The sequence below is a fragment of the Streptomyces sp. NPDC055099 genome (assembly GCF_053607685.1).
This window is the reverse complement of the sequence record NZ_JBSGUA010000002.1, coordinates 479,627-493,932: the sequence shown is the minus strand read 5'-3', so window position 1 is coordinate 493,932 and position 14,306 is coordinate 479,627. Positions and strand designations below refer to the sequence as shown.

The following is a 14,306-nucleotide window of genomic DNA, read 5'->3' as shown; positions in this document are numbered from 1 at the left end:
CTCATGGGCCACTCCGGTCAGTAGACGGTGTCCTTCTCCACCACGCACAGGGCCCAGATGATGAACCCGTCCATCGCGATCAAGGTGATGGACCAGATCGGGTGGTAGGGGAGCGACAGGAAGCTGGCGATGATCATCAGCGAGGTGATGCCGATGCCCATGATCCTGGCCCAGGTCGCGGCCACGAACAGGCCGAAGGCGACCACCACGGCGATGGTGCCGATGGCCATGTGGATCCAGCCCCAGCTCGTCAGGTCGAACTCGAAGGTGTAACCGGGGGTGCGCAGGAAGATGTCGTCCTCCAGGACGGCCATCAGACCCCGGCAGAAGTCCAGGGACCCGGACAGGAACAACAGCACCCCCGCGAAGATGGTCAGCCCGGCGGCCGCCGTCTGTTTGGCGCTGGGGGTATGGCGCTGGGTCGTCGAGGCGGTCATGACAGAACCTCCGTACCGAGGGTGCCGGTTGCACCGCGTTGCCCCGAGTGTTGCCCCCGACCGGTGCCCCCGGTCGTCACCCTCCGAGGGTGACGCCGCGCGGCGGGCCGCCCACGAGGCTGGCCGACGCCGACCGCCAACGGGAGGCACCCGTCAACGGGAGGCAACGGGAGGCGAGGCGATGACCGTGCCGTCCACCCCTGGGGGAGCACACGCCCGGCAGCAGAAACGCCCCGGGCCGCGTCAGGTGCTCGCGCCGCTGGCCCTGGCGCAGTTCATCTGCAGTTTCGCGGGCTCGAACATGACGGTCATGATCCAGGACATCAGCGAGGACCTGGACACGACGGTGCAGGGCGTGCAGACCGCCATCACCATTTTTCTGCTGGTCATGGCGGCGCTGATGATCCCGGGCGGCATCCTGACCGACCGTTACGGCCGCAAGCGCTGCCTTCTCGTCGGCCTCGCCGTGTACGGGATCGGCGCCCTGCTCAGTGCTGTGTCGCCCGGCCTCGGCGTCCTCATCCTGGGCAACTCGATCCTGGAGGGCATCGGCACCGCCCTGCTCATCCCGCCCGTCTACATCCTGACCACGCTCCTGTTCACCAATGTGACCGACCGCGCCCGTGCCTTCGGGGCGATCATGGCGATGGGCGGCATCGGCGCCGCCGCCGGGCCGCTGATCGGCGGGCTCATCACCTCGACGATCAGCTGGCGGGCGGCCTTCGTCTTCCAGGCCCTGGTGGTCGCGGTGATCATCGTGCTGGCCCGCCGCATCGACGACCCCGTCCCGCCGGACCCCCAGCGTGTCTTCGACACCGGGGGAGCGGTGCTTTCGGCCACCGGTCTGGTCCTGGTCGTCATGGGAATCCTCGCCGCCGACGAGAACGGCTGGCTGATGGGCGGCCTGCTGCTGGTCGGCACGCTGGTCCTGGTGGCCTTCTTCCGCTGGGTACGGGCCAAGGAACGCGCCGGGACCCAACCACTGTTGCGTACCGCCCTTTTCCACAACCGCCCCTCCAACCTCGGCCTGATCACCCAGCACACCCAGTGGCTGATGCTCATGGGGGTGTCGTTCGTCGTGGCCGCGTACCTCCAGGTCGTCCGCGGGTACGACGCGATCAGCACCGGCGTGATCTTCAGCGCCTCCACCATGGGTCTGCTCGTGTCCTCGCTCGGCGCCGCGCGTCTCGCGAAGCGGCGCGAGCAGCGCACGCTCGTGATGGCCGGGTTCGCCCTGACAATCTGCGGCATCGGGGTGCTGCTCGCCATGTCCCACGGAGAGCCGGGCGCCTGGCACTTCGTCCCCGGGCTGCTGCTGATCGGGCTGGGGATGGGGGTGATGCTGACGCCCTCGGTCAACGTGGTGCAGTCGGCCTTCCCCGAGGACCAGCAGGGCGAGATATCCGGGCTCTCGCGCAGTGTGTCCAACCTCGGTTCGTCGGTGGGCACCGCGATCGCGGGCACCATCCTCGTCGCGGACCCGGCAGCGGGACCGTACGCCGTGGCCCTCGTCGTCCTCGCCCTCATCGGGGTCGGCGGGTTCGGCGCCGCCGCGATGCTGCCCCGGAAGGCGGCCCCCACCCGGCACGGGTGAGGGCGCGTGCACCATCCGCGGGTGGCGTCAACCCCAGTCGTAGCGCACCGTGCTGGCGACCAGCAGGTCCTGGACGGACGCGCGGTGTCTGCTGAGCGGAACCCAGTACAGCCCCAGCGGGAACGTCACGCACAGCGCCGCGCGCACCAGGGACCGGGGCAGCCCGAGAAGCGCGCCGGCGCGGTCGGTGACGCGCAGCCCCATCAGGTGGTCTCCCGCCGTGCGCCCGATGGCGGACCACGAGCAGCCGAAGTACAGGACGGCGAGGGTCCAGCCCGAGAGGCCGGTGAGCCAGCCGGGGAGGTCGGGGAACCGGAACGGAGGCCCGATGAGCAGCAGACGCACACATCCGGCGCCCGCCTGCACCGCGAGGCCGACGGCGGCGAGGACCAGCACGTCGACTATCGCCGCGACCCCGCGCGAGACGAGCCCGGCGTGCTCGGCCCCGGCTCCGGCCTGCGGCTCGGTCACCGCTCGGGCTCCGGTGGCGGTCCCGCGCCATTGACCCGCGGCGGCCCCGCACGCCGGAGCAGCCGGTCGCTGAACCGGTTGACGCCCCGGTCACCGCGCCTGCCGAGCAGCCGCACCGCGTCGGCGGTCTCCGCGGCCATCCCGCCCCCGGTGTCGCGGACCACCCGCCCCAGATCGATCTCTGACAGCACGTCACGGGTGAGCCCCACCAGATCGACCCGCACGATCACCGCGTCGACGTCCACGCGCGCCGCGATCCGGTCGACATCGGCCCGGTCCGCGACGCGGTCCACGTCGACGCGGTCAGCCACGCGGTTCACGTCGACCCGGTCGGCGATGCTGTCCACATCGACCCGGTCGGCGACCCGGCGTACGTCGACCCGGTCCGCGACCCGGTCCACGTCGACCCGGTCCGCGACCCGGTCCACGTCGACCCGGTCGGCGATCCGCCCCACGTCGATCCGGTCGGCGATCCGGTTCACGTCGACGCGGGACACGAGGGCGTCCAGGTCGATGCGGTCGAGAACCACGCCCGCCAGCACGCGGACGACCGTGCCCGCCGCCTCGTCCACGACGCCCAGCACACTGCGTGCCCGCCGGGCGACGAACGCCACCGGGCCCCACGCGTCTTCTTCAGCCATCCGGTGATCGCAGCGGTAAACGGCGGCCCTGACATCCTCCGCCACGGGTGAGTCGCCCGCGGCGGAAGATCCCTCAGTAGTGCGGCACGACGACGACCGGGCATTTGGCGTGATGGATCGCCGCGTGCGCGGTCCGGCCGAGGTGCGGTCCGACGGGGACACGGCGGCCGATGACCAGCAGGCAGGCCCTCGAGGCCGCCTTGACCAAGTGGTGGCCCGCCAGGCCGTGCACGAGCAGGTCGGTGACCTCGGTCCCCGGGAACTTCCGCCGCCAGGGCGCGAGTTCGGCCGCCAGCTGCTGCACCTTCTCCGGCATGGGGTCGATGGCGTCGGCCGAGGGGACCAGGGGGGCGGTCCAGACGTGCACGACATGAAGCGGTGCCTTACGGGATGCCGCCGCGTCGAAGGCGTACTCCAGGAGTTCGTCGCCGGGGCGGGCCAGGTCGATGCCGAGCACGACCGGGTGCTCCGGGTCGCACGTCGGGCCCTGGTGGGTGTTCTCGGTGTGGTGCCGCGTGCCGACCAGAGCGGTGGGGCAGGAGGCACGTGCCGCGACGGCCTGCGCGACCGAGCCGACCAGCGCCCCGGCGATCGCGCCCGCGCCGTGCGAGCCGACCACGAGCAGGGCCGAGGAACTGGCCGCCGCGAGGAGCGCGCCCACCGGTGAGCCGGTGACCTGCTCGTCGAGGATGCGCAGGGTGGGGTGGATGTTCGACAGATGCAGGACGGCGCGGCCGAGTGCTCCGCGCTCGCGGTCGTACGGGGCGTCGATCTCCGGGAGGCGGCTGCGCTCGGGCCGCGGGGCACTGGCGTGGACGAGGTGGAGGGGCACGTCACGTCGCAGGGCTTCGTGGGCTGCCCAGCCGGCGGCGCCCAGGCTCGCGGGTGAGCCGTCGACGCCGGCGGTGATGGTCTGCTGCAGGGACATGGTGCGCACCTCCGCGTTGCGGTCGGGGCGTGGCGGGAGCGGGTGTCGGCCAGGGTCTGGCGGACGGCAGCGGCGCGGACGGCGTGGTGGCAGTGCCGTCGTGGGGCAGACGCAAAGTTCCCGGGCGGGTCGGGGCCAAACGTGGCCGACAAGCCGCCGGGCGCACTCGCCCGCATGCCACCAGCTCCGGCGTGCCCCCGGCGGTCCCACATCACCGCATCGCCGTACTGCCGCGTCACGGCTTGGCCGTACGGCCCTCCATGGCCGCGTCGACTTCCGGTCGGTGCGCGGGACCACTGTGGCCGGTAGACGCCTGTTCGACGTTCTTGACCGGATCTATGGTGACGGAAGCCCCAGACCTCGGCGTTCTACCTTTCTGTGCTGTTTTCAACTGACAGTGGGAGAGCCTGGATGTCACGCCTCGGGAACCGGACGGCCGCGGACGCAAGCAAAGGAGCCGCGGCATGAACATCCTGGTCGGATACACCGGGGTGCACGGCTCCACCCATGGCATCGCGGAACGCCTCTCGACGCGGCTCGCGGAGTGCGGGCACGTCACGGTCATCGTGCCGCTGGCGGCGGAGCAGAAGACGGGCGGCTACGACGCGTTCGTGCTGGGCAGCGCGGTGCACAACGGGGGCTGGCTCCCGCAGGCCACCGACTTCATCCGCAGCCACCCCAGCACCCTGGCCACGCATCCCACGTGGCTCTACAGCGTCGGCGTGCCGCCCCACGCGGGCCGGTGGCCCGGCCGTCGCCGCGCCGAGCCCAGGCAACTGCCCGACATCCGGACGCTCATCCGGCCCTGCGAGCACCAGATGCTGGCGGGGGCCGTCTACCGCGACCACGTACCCCGGTGGCGGCATCTGGCCTTCCGGACACGCGGCGGACGTTACGGCGACCACCGGGACTGGAAGGCCGTCGACAACTGGGCGGAAGGCATCCACCGCCGGCTCGCCCTCGCCGACAGCTCCGACACGGGCCTGTGACGCCGCGGGCCACGACCGGTAGAGGCGGCTCCGGTCCGTCCGCCCCCGAGGTGCGCACGGACTCCGTCCTGGGCGGGACACGCAGCCTCCTGGAGGCGGTCCTGCGCGAACTCCACCAGGGCCTGAACAGCCGTCAGGTCAGGGCGACGCCAGTAGCACGGAAGCGGGCGGGGCGGCAACAGGGCTGACACCAGCGGGACGTGACGGCCTTGTGGCGTCCGCCGCCATTCTGCCCGGCTCGCGACGGCTCCTACGGTAACCGGCACCCCAGCGTCCGGGTCCGCGACAACTGGCGTGGACGAGCCCTGGGGTCGCGTGATCCGCCCCGGAGACCGCGCCGCCCTCCGTCGGGAGCCGCCATGCCGTCGTACGAGAGACGCCTCAACCCAAAGCCGTCCGCAGGACACCCGACCCGGGCGCCACGGAGCGAGAGGGGGAGGTGGCGCCGGGCCCTGGGACGCGTGAGCGCGGTGGTGGGCCTGGTCGTGACCGCGGCGGTGGTCGCGCCCGCGCCCTCGGCGCAGGCGGCCGTCGCCCTGGAGAGAGTCGGCAACTTCGGCGCCAACCCCGGCAGCCTGAACATGTACGTCTACCGGCCGGCGACCCTGGCGGCGGCCCCCGCCGTGGTGGTGGCCATGCACGGCTGCAGCCAGAGCGCGCAGCTCTACGCCGACAACGCGGGCCTGACCAAGTTCGCGGACCGGCACGGCTTCCTGCTCGTCTTCCCCGAGCAGACGTCCGCCAACAACAGCAGCAAGTGCTTCAACTGGTTCCAGCCCGGCGACACGCGACGCGGCCAGGGCGAGGCCGCCTCGATCCGTCAGATGGTCGGCCATGCCGCCACCGCGTACGGCGCCGACCCCGAACGGACCTACGCCACCGGCCTGTCGGCCGGCGGAGCCATGACGTCGGTGATGCTCGCCGCCTACCCCGATGTGTTCAAGGCGGGCGCCGTGGTCGCGGGCCTCCCGTACGGCTGCGCCGACGACGTCGTGTCCGCATACAGCTGCATGAACCCCGGCGTCGACCGGACCCCCTCGGCCTGGGCGGGGGACGTGCGGGACGCCCACCCCGGCTACACCGGCCCCTGGCCGAGGGTGGCGATCTGGCACGGGGACAACGACCCGACCGTCGCCAAGAAGAACGCCGACGAACTGCGTGACCAGTGGACGGCCGTCCACGGCCTTGACCAGAGCCCCGACCGCACCTCCACCATCGGCCCCAACTCGACCCGCAGGGAGCAGTACCTCGGGGCGGACGGGTCCGTCGCCGTGGAGGTCGACCGGGTTCCCTCCATCGGCCACGGCACCCCCGTCGACCCCGGAACAGGCGCGACGCAGTGCGGAGCGACCGGTACGGCCCACTTCATCGACTCCATCTGCTCCAGCCACTGGATCACCGGCTTCTTCGGCCTGGACGGCTCCGCCCCCGACCCCGGCGGACTGCCCGCACCGAGCGGTCTGGCCGCGACCGGCGCGACCGACACCTCCGTGACCCTGAAGTGGAACAGCGTCCCCGACGCCGCTTCCTACGCCGTGTACCGGGACGGCACCCGTGTCGCCACACCGACCGGCCCTCCCTTCACGGACACCGGCCTCAGCCCCGGCACCGGCCACACCTACAGCGTGGCGGCCCGCGACGCGGACGGGACGGAAGGGGCGCGGTCCTCCCAGGTCACCGCCTCCACCACGGGCTCCGCGGCCAAGTGCTGGACCGCGAACAACTACCAGCAGGTGCAGGCCGGACGCGCCACCACCAGCGGCGGCTACACCTACGCCAAGGGCTCGAACCAGAACATGGGCCTCTACACCATCGCCGTCACGCACACCTTGAAGGAGTCGCCGGCCGGCTACTTCGTCATCGCCGACGGCACCTGCCCCTGACGCCGCCGCTCCACGTGACCGCCGTACGCCCTGCACACCCACCGGAGGAACCCGTGCCCGCCGTAGATCCGCCCAGACGCAAGCCCCGCATGCCCCGCCTGCCGCGCATGTTCCGCGGCACGCTTGCCCTGACGGCGCTGCTCGTCACCCTCGGCGCGGTCCCGGCCGCCGCCAAACAGCCCGCGGGAGCCGCAGGCGGCGGCGCGGGGCACTGCGCGTCGGCGGCGAAGCTGAAGGTGCCGGGCGCCGAACGCCAGAAGACCTCCTGCCTGGAAGAGTTGACCACCGCGGGGACGGTCGCCTCGGGCCACACCGACCCGGCGGACTACGCGGGCCTCACTCCGGCCGGGCTCACGACACCGCGCGGTGTGCCCGGCATCCAGATCGACGGCTACTTCCCCGACAGCTCGGCGACCAACACCAACCACGGCTGGCAGCACGACGCGCAGTTCGTCGTCCGCCTTCCCGACCGGTGGAACGGCGGCCTGGTCGTCGCGGGCACACCCGGCGTGCGCGAGCAGTACGCCAACGACCGGGCCATCGGCGACTGGGTGCTCTCCCGGGGGTACGCCTTCGCCTCGACCGACAAGGGCAACGCCGGCGCCGCCTTCCACCGGGACGGGGCCCGGCCGGGCGACGCGATCGCCGAATGGAACGAGCGCGTCACCCAACTCACCCGCGCCGCCAAGAGCGTGGTCGCGCAGCGGTATCACCGGCCCGCCGCGCGCACGCTGGCCACCGGCATGTCCAACGGCGGGTACCTGGTGCGCTGGCAGCTGGAGAACCACCCCGAGCTCTACGACGGGGGAGTGGACTGGGAAGGCACGCTGTGGCGGACCGAGGGACCCAACCTGCTCGACTTCCTGCCGCCCGCGCTGCGCGCCTATCCGGTGTACGCGGCAGGTGGTGAGGGAGCGGACAAGGCCCACCAGGAAATGCTCGCCGCCGGTTTCCCGGCCGGTTCGGAGTTCCTGTGGCCCTATCACCACCGGGTCTACTGGGACTTGACCCAGCGGATCTACCGCGAGGAACTCGACCCGGGGTACGACGGCGCGACCGAGGCCGGAACTCCCTTCTGCGCACCGGGAACACCGGCGTGCGACGCCGACTACTCCTACCCGTCCCGGCCACGGGAAGTCCGCGAGGCCGTGCGGAAGATCGCCCTGACCGGACGCATCGGCAAACCGCTGATCACCGTGCACGGCACCCTCGACGTCCAGTTGCCCATCACCAAGGACTCGGACGTCTACGCGAAGATGGTGCGCGACGCCGACCGGGGCGGCCTGTTCCGCTACTACCGCATCGAGGACGGCACGCACGTCGATTCGCTCGTCGACGCCTACCCCGACCGACTGCGGCCCCTGGTGCCCTGCCACCGCTCGGCCCTCAAGGCGATGGAGGCCTGGACCGGCCGGGGCGAACAGCCCCCGACCAGCCGCACCGTCGTGCGCCCGGACACCGCCGATCCGGCGTCCCTGCTCACCCGATGCCCCCTTACCGGGCGGTAGTTTCGGCCAAGCCCCGGCGAACACCCGAGTCCCGGAAGCCCGGCTTCCTCAACGACCAGCCAAAAAACGCCGAGTTGACCTAAGATCGCCTCGCTCCCCATTCGTAAGGGAGTTCGGTGCGTTCGGGGAGGGTTCGTTCGTCGTGGTGAAGGTGTGCAGGATTGCCGGGGCAAGCAGGCCGTGGTGAGCCGACTCAAGCGCGGGTCCGTGGGACGCGAGGCCGTGGTCTGGCTGATGGCCGTGATCCTCGCGATCGCGGGCGCGGTGCTCGCCGCACTGGACGCCGCGGCTCAGTGGCGCCAGGTCCTGGCCGGCGGCTGCGCCGCGGTCGCGGTGCTGCTACTGGCCTGGGTCCTCGTGCTCGTCCGGCAGTTGTCCGCCGAGCGGGCCGAGCGGGCCCGCCAGGAACGGCTCGCCGCGGCCCGGGAGGCCGAGGTCGCGCACCTCGCCGGTGTACGGCTCCCGGCGATCGCGGAGCGCGTACGCGCGGGGCAGCGGCTGGAGGGCGTGCCGGGACCGTTGGCGGCGCCGACGGAGACCGGTGAGGAGTTCTCGCGGGCCCTGTCCGCCGTGGCCGTCGCCCTCGGGTCGGACGAGGCGGTGCGCCGCGAGCGCGGCCTGCGCGACTCGGTGCAGGCCGCCTTCGAGTCCGTCGCCCGCACCATGCACGCGATGGCCACCGTGCAGCAGCAAGTCCTCGACAGGGTCGAGCGGTCCATCGACGACCCGCACCTCATGGGCGAGGTGATGAAGGCCGACCACGCGGCGGCGCAGATGACCCGCAAGGCCCAGACGCTCCTCGTGATGTGCGGCATCTGGCCCGCCCGCAGGGAGACACGGCCCGTCTCGCTCTACGACTGCGTGCGCGGCGCACAGTCGCGGATCGTGGAGTACAGCCGGATCGAGGTGCACGGCGGCCAGACGCTGTACGCCGTGCCGCCCGCGGTCGAAGGGCTGATGCACGCCATCGCCGAACTCCTGGAGAACGCCACGGTGTTCTCGCCCTCGCGCTCCCAAGTCGTCGTCACCATCCGCGAGGTGGGCGCCGGCGCGGTCCTGGAGATCGACGACGCCGGACTCGGGATGCCGCCGGACGTGCTGCACCGGGCGATGGGCCAACTCCGCGACGACCAGGACCTGGCACGGCTCGGCGCGGTGCCGCGCCTCGGCCTGGCCTGCGTGGGCCGCTGGAGCCGTGAGCTCGGCTTCAACGTGGAACTGAGCGGGGCGTCGGCCTACGGCGGCACGCGAGCGGTGACGTTCGTGCCGTTCCGCCTGCTGACCGAACCCCCTTCGCAGCTCACGGGATCTCATCGCGTCAGCGGCCAGACACCGCAGCAGCCCGCCGAGCCGGAGCCCGCCCCCGTTCCCGTACGGCAGCCGACGGCCCCCGGCGGAACGCCGGAGCATGCCGCCGCGCAGCACACTCGGCGGGAGCCGCACGAACAGCACGACCCCGCCGAGCAGGCGGAGTTGCCCGTACGGACCGCACCCGCCGTGCCTGCCGAGCGCGAGACGCCGGCCGGTCTGCCCAAGCGCCGCAACCGCCGTCAGGCGGCCCCGGGCGCACACCGCATGCCGGTCCCCGAGCACCACCAGGCACCTCCTGCCCCGCCCACGACCCCCTGGACGCCGGAGGCGGCGCGCGCGTCGATCGCCAGCGTGGTGTCCGGATCGCTGCGTGGCCGCGCGGCCCTCGACGCGGAGCAGCCGGCGGCGCGCGAGGCGAACCCCCCGACCCAACCCCCCACCCCTGACGAGCATGACGGAGGCCGGCAGTGACCGGAATCATCACCCCCCTTCCCGACCTGGGCTGGATGCTCCGCCCGCTGATCGAGATCCCCGGGGTCCGGCACAGCGTGGTGGTGTCCGAGGACGGGCTGCGGCTCGGACACGCGTCCGCCGAGAACCTCTCGGGCCCGGTGTCCGAGCTGAGTGTCGCCGAAGCCGAGTCCCTCTCCGCGGCCTGCGCGGCGATGACCATGACGGGCCGGTCCACGACCTCGCTGCTCTTCGGCTCGGGCGCGGGCGTACGGCAGTTGATGCTGGAGTCCGACCACGGGTTCGTGCTGTTCACCCACGCCGGTGTCGGCGCGCACCTGGGGGTCGCCACCGACCTGCAGGCGGATGTCGGCCTGGTGGCCCAGCAGATGCAGCTGCTCGTGGTGAAGATCGGCTCGCACCTGAGCAGCCAGCCGCGGGATCCGGCCACCGCGGCGTCATGACGGGCCCCCGGCCGGAGGAGCCGACGGCCTCGGCGATCCGCCCGTACGTGATCACTCGCGGGCGGGCGGCAGCCGACACCGAGGCGCTGGCCTGGGAGTCCCTGGTGATGGCGACGGACGCGGCGTTCCCCGCGTCGCTCCAGCCCGAGCACCAGACCATCCTGGCGCACTGCCAGGGGCTCCTCTCGGTGGCCGAGGTGGCCGCCCACATCGGGCAACCCCCCTCGGTCGTCCAGGCGTTGCTCTGCGATCTCCTCGAATGGGGGCTCATCGTGACCCGCCCGCCGGTGCCCCCGGCCGAATACACCGATGTGACCATGCTCAGAAAGGTCCTCCATGGTCTCGAAAGCCGCCTCTGACGCGCCGTCCCCCGCGCCCGGAGCCCCGCGACCGCCCGGTTCCACCGGGACCGAGTCCGGGCCCGGGTCCGGGAAGTACCTCACCTCCAGCGTCGCGGGCGCCGCCAAGATCCTGGTCGTCGGGCCGCTCGGGGTCGGCAAGACCACCCTGATCGGCACGGTCTCGGAGATCAAACCCCTGTCCACCGAGGCCGTCATGACCCAGGCGGGCGCCCGGGTGGACACCGTCGCGGCGAGCGGCAAGACGACCACGACCGTGGCCCTGGACTTCGGCCGGATGACCATCGACGGCGAGCTGGTGCTCTACCTGTTCGGCACCCCCGGCCAGCAGCGCTTCCTGCCGGCGTGGCGGGACCTGGCCAAGGGCGCGCTCGGCGCCCTGGCCCTGGTGGACACGCGTGACCTGGAGGCGTCCTTCGACGCCCTGGGCAACCTGGAGGACCTCGGACTGCCCTTCGCGGTGGCCGTCAACATCTTCCCCGGCAGCCCCCAGCACAGCGTGGACGACCTGCGCTCCGCCCTCGACCTGCTCCCCGGAACCCCCGTGGTGACCTGCGACGCACGCGACCCCGCGTCCTCGGTCCGGGCGCTGATCGCCCTCGTCAAGCACCTCATCCACCTCGCCACGGAGACCCCATGACCTCGCCCCACCCCGCGGCCGGGCTGCCGCCGACCCGCTGCCCGGTCGCCGGAGCCGCGGCGCCGACGACCGCGCTCTACGGACCGCACCTCGACGGCGACGCCATGACCGCCCTGTACGAGCAACTGCGCGGCGCCCACGGACCGGTGGCGCCCGTGTCCATCGCCCCTGGCGTCGACGCCTGGCTCGTCATCGGCCACCGCGAGCTGCTCCAACTGACGCGCGACGAACAGGACTTCTCCCACGATCCGCGCCGCTGGGGCCTGCTGCGGGAAGGCCGGGTGCCCGCAGACTCGCCGATCCTGCCCATGGTCGGCTGGCGTCCCGCCCTGCTGTTCGCCGACGGACAGCAGCACCGCAGGATGCGCGCCGCCGTCTCCGCCGCCCTCGCCGGGATCAACGGCCACGAACTGCGGCGCACCGTACGGGCCGAGGCGGAGCAGGTGATCGTGTCGTTCGCGGAACGCAGCGAGGCCGACCTGGTGGCCGACTACGCCCGCAAGCTGCCGATGCGCGTCATCACCGCACTGCTCGGCGTGGACGACCTGACCGGGCGGCAGCTGGTTGAGGCCGTCGCCGGAACGGTCGCCGCCACCAGCGCATCGGCCGACGCCAGCAAGCGCATGGGCGCGATCCTGCTCCAGCTGATCGAGGAGAAGCGGCGCCGCCGCGGCAACGACATCACCTCGGCCCTGCTGCACCACCCGGCCCGGCTCAGCGACGAAGAGGTCCTGCACAACCTCGTGGTCATGTTCGTCGCGGGCAACCAGACCACCGTCAACTGGATCGCCACCACCCTGCGCATCCTGCTCTGCGACCCGCAGTTCCGCTCCTCGCTGACCGGTGGCCACCTCAGCGTGGACGACGCGCTCGACCTGGTCCTGTGGCGTTTCCCGCCCACGCAGAACTTCCCCGCCCGCTACGCCACCCGCGACATGACCTTCGGCGGGCAGTCCATCCGCACCGGCGACATGCTCATCCTCGGCCTGGCCGGCGCCAACGCGGACCCGGAGATCCTGCCGGACGACGGCACCCCGGTCGTGGGCAACCGCTCGCACCTGGCCTTCGGCGCGGGCCCGCACATCTGCCCCGCCCAGGACCCGGCCCGGCTCATCACCCGTACCGCCGTGGACACGATCCGCCACCGGCTGCCCGACCTCGAACTGGCCATCCCGCAGGCCGACCTGGAGTGGATCAAGTCGCCCTGGAGCAAGGGACTCGCCTCGCTGCCGGTCCGCTTCACCGCCCCGGTCCTTTCGCAGCACCCCGCCCCGTCGCCGGAGCCGCACGCCGTGCTCTGACCGGACACCCCGCACGCCCCGCAGCAGCCCGCCCCCGGACCAGGAGAGCCCGTTGAACACGTCACCGGTGAACACCGACGCCGCAGCAAGCCAGCCGCACCGCTTCGACCCATCCGGCGGCTGCCCGCACGCGGACAACGCCCGCCTGCTCGCACGCGGCGCCGTCGCACCGGTCGTGCTGCCCGGTGACGTACAGGGCATGGCGGTCCTGGGCCACGACGCGCTCAAGGAGTTCCTCGCGCACCCCGATGTCGCCAAGAACGCCGCGCACTTCGCCGCGCTGCAGGCCGGGGAGATACCCGACGGCTGGCCGCTGAAGACGTTCGCGACGGTGCAGGGCATGACCACCGCCGACGGCACCGACCACCGCAGGCTGCGCTCCCTGATGGGCAAGGCGTTCACCGCCCGCAGGGTGGCGGAACTGCAGCCGCGGATCATGGCGCTGACGACCGAGCTGCTCGACGGCCTGGAGCGGGCCGCCGCCGCGGGCGACGGCGTGGCGGACCTGCGCAAGCACTTCGCGCTGCCGCTGCCGATGGGCGTCATCTGCGAACTTCTCGGCGTGGACGCCGAGTACCACGACCGGCTGCACCACCTGTCGAACCAGATCGTCGCCACCGACATCGGCCCGCAAGAGGCGATGGCGGCCAACAAGGAGATGGTGGAGGTGCTCGGCGCGGTCGCCGCGGCCCGCGCCGCGAACCCCGGCGACGACCTGACCACCGCGTTGATCGCGGCCCGTGAGGAGAACGGCGACCGGCTCAGCCCGCACGAACTGCTCGGCACCCTGATGCTCACGATCATCGCCGGGCACGAGACCACGCTGAACCTGATCACCAACGCCGTACGCGCCCTGTGCACCCACCGCGAGCAGCTCGCCCTCGCCAAGGACGGCAAGGTGAGCTGGGCGGACGTGGTGGAGGAGACCCTGCGCTGGGACAGCCCCGTCAGCTACTTCCCCTTCCGGTACCCGACCCGGGACCTCACGCTCGACGGCACCGTCATCCCCCAGGGCACCCCCGTGCTGGCCGGCTACTCCGCGGCGGGCCGCGACAAGCAGGCGCACGGCCCCGATGCCGACCGCTTCGACATCACCCGCGACAACACCGCCACCCGGCATCTGTCCCTCGGCCACGGCGCGCACTTCTGCATGGGCGCCCCGCTGGCCCGCATGGAGGCCACCATAGCCCTGGAGCAGCTCTTCGCCCGCTTCCCCGACCTCGACCTGGCCGTGCCGGAGCCCGAACTGCCCCGGCACGCCTCCTTCGTGGGCAACAGCGTGCAGAAGCTTCCCGTGCGCGTGGGGGTCCGGCAGGCGTAGCGCCGGTCA

The 14,306-nt window shown here is 72.4% G+C and carries 14 protein-coding genes; 10 read left to right on the top strand and 4 right to left on the bottom strand.

Features of this window, described 5'->3' with window-relative positions; all coding sequences use genetic code 11:
• Positions 1–17 precede the first annotated feature (17 nt).
• Positions 18–437 carry a DUF7144 family membrane protein gene (locus tag ACWFRU_RS06680; RefSeq protein ID WP_453685009.1) on the bottom strand — a complete coding sequence of 140 codons (420 nt, stop codon included), beginning with the start codon at positions 435–437 and terminating at the stop codon, positions 18–20.
• A gap of 181 nt (positions 438–618) precedes the next feature.
• Here ACWFRU_RS06680 and ACWFRU_RS06675 point away from each other — a divergent pair, with 181 nt between their 5' ends.
• The gene (locus tag ACWFRU_RS06675) at positions 619–2,031 is read left to right on the top strand and encodes an MFS transporter (RefSeq protein ID WP_453685008.1); all 1,413 of its coding nucleotides are present in this window, start codon (positions 619–621) and stop codon (positions 2,029–2,031) included.
• Positions 2,032–2,058: 27 nt separating this feature from the next.
• Here ACWFRU_RS06675 and ACWFRU_RS06670 read toward each other — a convergent pair whose 3' ends face one another.
• The 3 genes from ACWFRU_RS06670 to ACWFRU_RS06660 all read right to left on the bottom strand — a co-directional run bounded on the left by ACWFRU_RS06670 (position 2,059) and on the right by ACWFRU_RS06660 (position 4,071).
• The gene (locus ACWFRU_RS06670) at positions 2,059–2,502 is read right to left on the bottom strand and encodes an RDD family protein (protein WP_453685007.1); all 444 of its coding nucleotides are present in this window, start codon (positions 2,500–2,502) and stop codon (positions 2,059–2,061) included.
• The gene (locus tag ACWFRU_RS06665; RefSeq protein ID WP_453685006.1) at positions 2,499–3,143 is read right to left on the bottom strand and encodes a hypothetical protein; all 645 of its coding nucleotides are present in this window, start codon (positions 3,141–3,143) and stop codon (positions 2,499–2,501) included. The genes ACWFRU_RS06670 and ACWFRU_RS06665 overlap by 4 nt, the downstream gene beginning before the upstream one ends.
• Positions 3,144–3,216: 73 nt before the next feature.
• Complete coding sequence (locus tag ACWFRU_RS06660; RefSeq protein ID WP_453685005.1) at positions 3,217–4,071, bottom strand: universal stress protein; 855 nt, start codon at positions 4,069–4,071, stop codon at positions 3,217–3,219.
• 464 nt (positions 4,072–4,535) lie between these two features.
• On the opposite strand from ACWFRU_RS06660, the gene ACWFRU_RS06655 reads away from it, so the two are divergent.
• From ACWFRU_RS06655 to ACWFRU_RS06615, 9 genes are all read left to right on the top strand, one after another.
• Positions 4,536–5,060, top strand: coding sequence for a flavodoxin domain-containing protein (locus tag ACWFRU_RS06655; protein ID WP_453685004.1), 525 nt, complete (start codon positions 4,536–4,538; stop codon positions 5,058–5,060).
• Positions 5,061–5,419: 359 nt separating this feature from the next.
• Positions 5,420–6,943 carry an extracellular catalytic domain type 1 short-chain-length polyhydroxyalkanoate depolymerase gene (locus tag ACWFRU_RS06650; protein ID WP_453685003.1) on the top strand — a complete coding sequence of 508 codons (1,524 nt, stop codon included), beginning with the start codon at positions 5,420–5,422 and terminating at the stop codon, positions 6,941–6,943.
• Between the two features lie 89 nt (positions 6,944–7,032).
• Positions 7,033–8,451 carry a tannase/feruloyl esterase family alpha/beta hydrolase gene (locus ACWFRU_RS06645; RefSeq protein ID WP_453685002.1) on the top strand — a complete coding sequence of 473 codons (1,419 nt, stop codon included), beginning with the start codon at positions 7,033–7,035 and terminating at the stop codon, positions 8,449–8,451.
• A gap of 234 nt (positions 8,452–8,685) precedes the next feature.
• Positions 8,686–10,233 carry an ATP-binding protein gene (locus tag ACWFRU_RS06640; RefSeq protein ID WP_453685279.1) on the top strand — a complete coding sequence of 516 codons (1,548 nt, stop codon included), beginning with the start codon at positions 8,686–8,688 and terminating at the stop codon, positions 10,231–10,233.
• Positions 10,230–10,676 carry a roadblock/LC7 domain-containing protein gene (locus ACWFRU_RS06635; RefSeq protein WP_363205856.1) on the top strand — a complete coding sequence of 149 codons (447 nt, stop codon included), beginning with the start codon at positions 10,230–10,232 and terminating at the stop codon, positions 10,674–10,676. The genes ACWFRU_RS06640 and ACWFRU_RS06635 overlap by 4 nt, the downstream gene beginning before the upstream one ends.
• Positions 10,673–11,035, top strand: a complete 363-nt coding sequence (locus ACWFRU_RS06630; protein ID WP_453449833.1) for a DUF742 domain-containing protein — start codon at positions 10,673–10,675, stop codon at positions 11,033–11,035. Before ACWFRU_RS06635 ends, ACWFRU_RS06630 begins: the two co-directional genes overlap by 4 nt.
• Positions 11,013–11,675, top strand: coding sequence for a GTP-binding protein (locus ACWFRU_RS06625; RefSeq protein WP_453685001.1), 663 nt, complete (start codon positions 11,013–11,015; stop codon positions 11,673–11,675). Before ACWFRU_RS06630 ends, ACWFRU_RS06625 begins: the two co-directional genes overlap by 23 nt.
• Positions 11,672–12,976, top strand: coding sequence for a cytochrome P450 (locus ACWFRU_RS06620; RefSeq protein ID WP_453685000.1), 1,305 nt, complete (start codon positions 11,672–11,674; stop codon positions 12,974–12,976). Before ACWFRU_RS06625 ends, ACWFRU_RS06620 begins: the two co-directional genes overlap by 4 nt.
• Positions 12,977–13,028: 52 nt before the next feature.
• Positions 13,029–14,297 carry a cytochrome P450 family protein gene (locus ACWFRU_RS06615; RefSeq protein ID WP_453684999.1) on the top strand — a complete coding sequence of 423 codons (1,269 nt, stop codon included), beginning with the start codon at positions 13,029–13,031 and terminating at the stop codon, positions 14,295–14,297.
• The last annotated feature ends 9 nt before the right edge of the window (positions 14,298–14,306 follow it).

What these genes read in the sequence shown, in the direction of transcription:
- ACWFRU_RS06680 (WP_453685009.1), bottom strand. Translation starts at nt 437, where the DNA reads ATGACCGCCTCGACGACCCAGCGCCATACCCCCAGCGCCAAACAGACG.
- ACWFRU_RS06675 (WP_453685008.1), top strand. Translation starts at nt 619, where the DNA reads ATGACCGTGCCGTCCACCCCTGGGGGAGCACACGCCCGGCAGCAGAAA.
- ACWFRU_RS06665 (WP_453685006.1), bottom strand. Translation starts at nt 3,143, where the DNA reads ATGGCTGAAGAAGACGCGTGGGGCCCGGTGGCGTTCGTCGCCCGGCGG.
- ACWFRU_RS06660 (WP_453685005.1), bottom strand. Translation starts at nt 4,071, where the DNA reads ATGTCCCTGCAGCAGACCATCACCGCCGGCGTCGACGGCTCACCCGCG.
- ACWFRU_RS06655 (WP_453685004.1), top strand. Translation starts at nt 4,536, where the DNA reads ATGAACATCCTGGTCGGATACACCGGGGTGCACGGCTCCACCCATGGC.
- ACWFRU_RS06650 (WP_453685003.1), top strand. Translation starts at nt 5,420, where the DNA reads ATGCCGTCGTACGAGAGACGCCTCAACCCAAAGCCGTCCGCAGGACAC.
- ACWFRU_RS06645 (WP_453685002.1), top strand. Translation starts at nt 7,033, where the DNA reads ATGCCCCGCCTGCCGCGCATGTTCCGCGGCACGCTTGCCCTGACGGCG.
- ACWFRU_RS06640 (WP_453685279.1), top strand. Translation starts at nt 8,686, where the DNA reads ATGGCCGTGATCCTCGCGATCGCGGGCGCGGTGCTCGCCGCACTGGAC.
- ACWFRU_RS06630 (WP_453449833.1), top strand. Translation starts at nt 10,673, where the DNA reads ATGACGGGCCCCCGGCCGGAGGAGCCGACGGCCTCGGCGATCCGCCCG.
- ACWFRU_RS06625 (WP_453685001.1), top strand. Translation starts at nt 11,013, where the DNA reads ATGGTCTCGAAAGCCGCCTCTGACGCGCCGTCCCCCGCGCCCGGAGCC.
- ACWFRU_RS06620 (WP_453685000.1), top strand. Translation starts at nt 11,672, where the DNA reads ATGACCTCGCCCCACCCCGCGGCCGGGCTGCCGCCGACCCGCTGCCCG.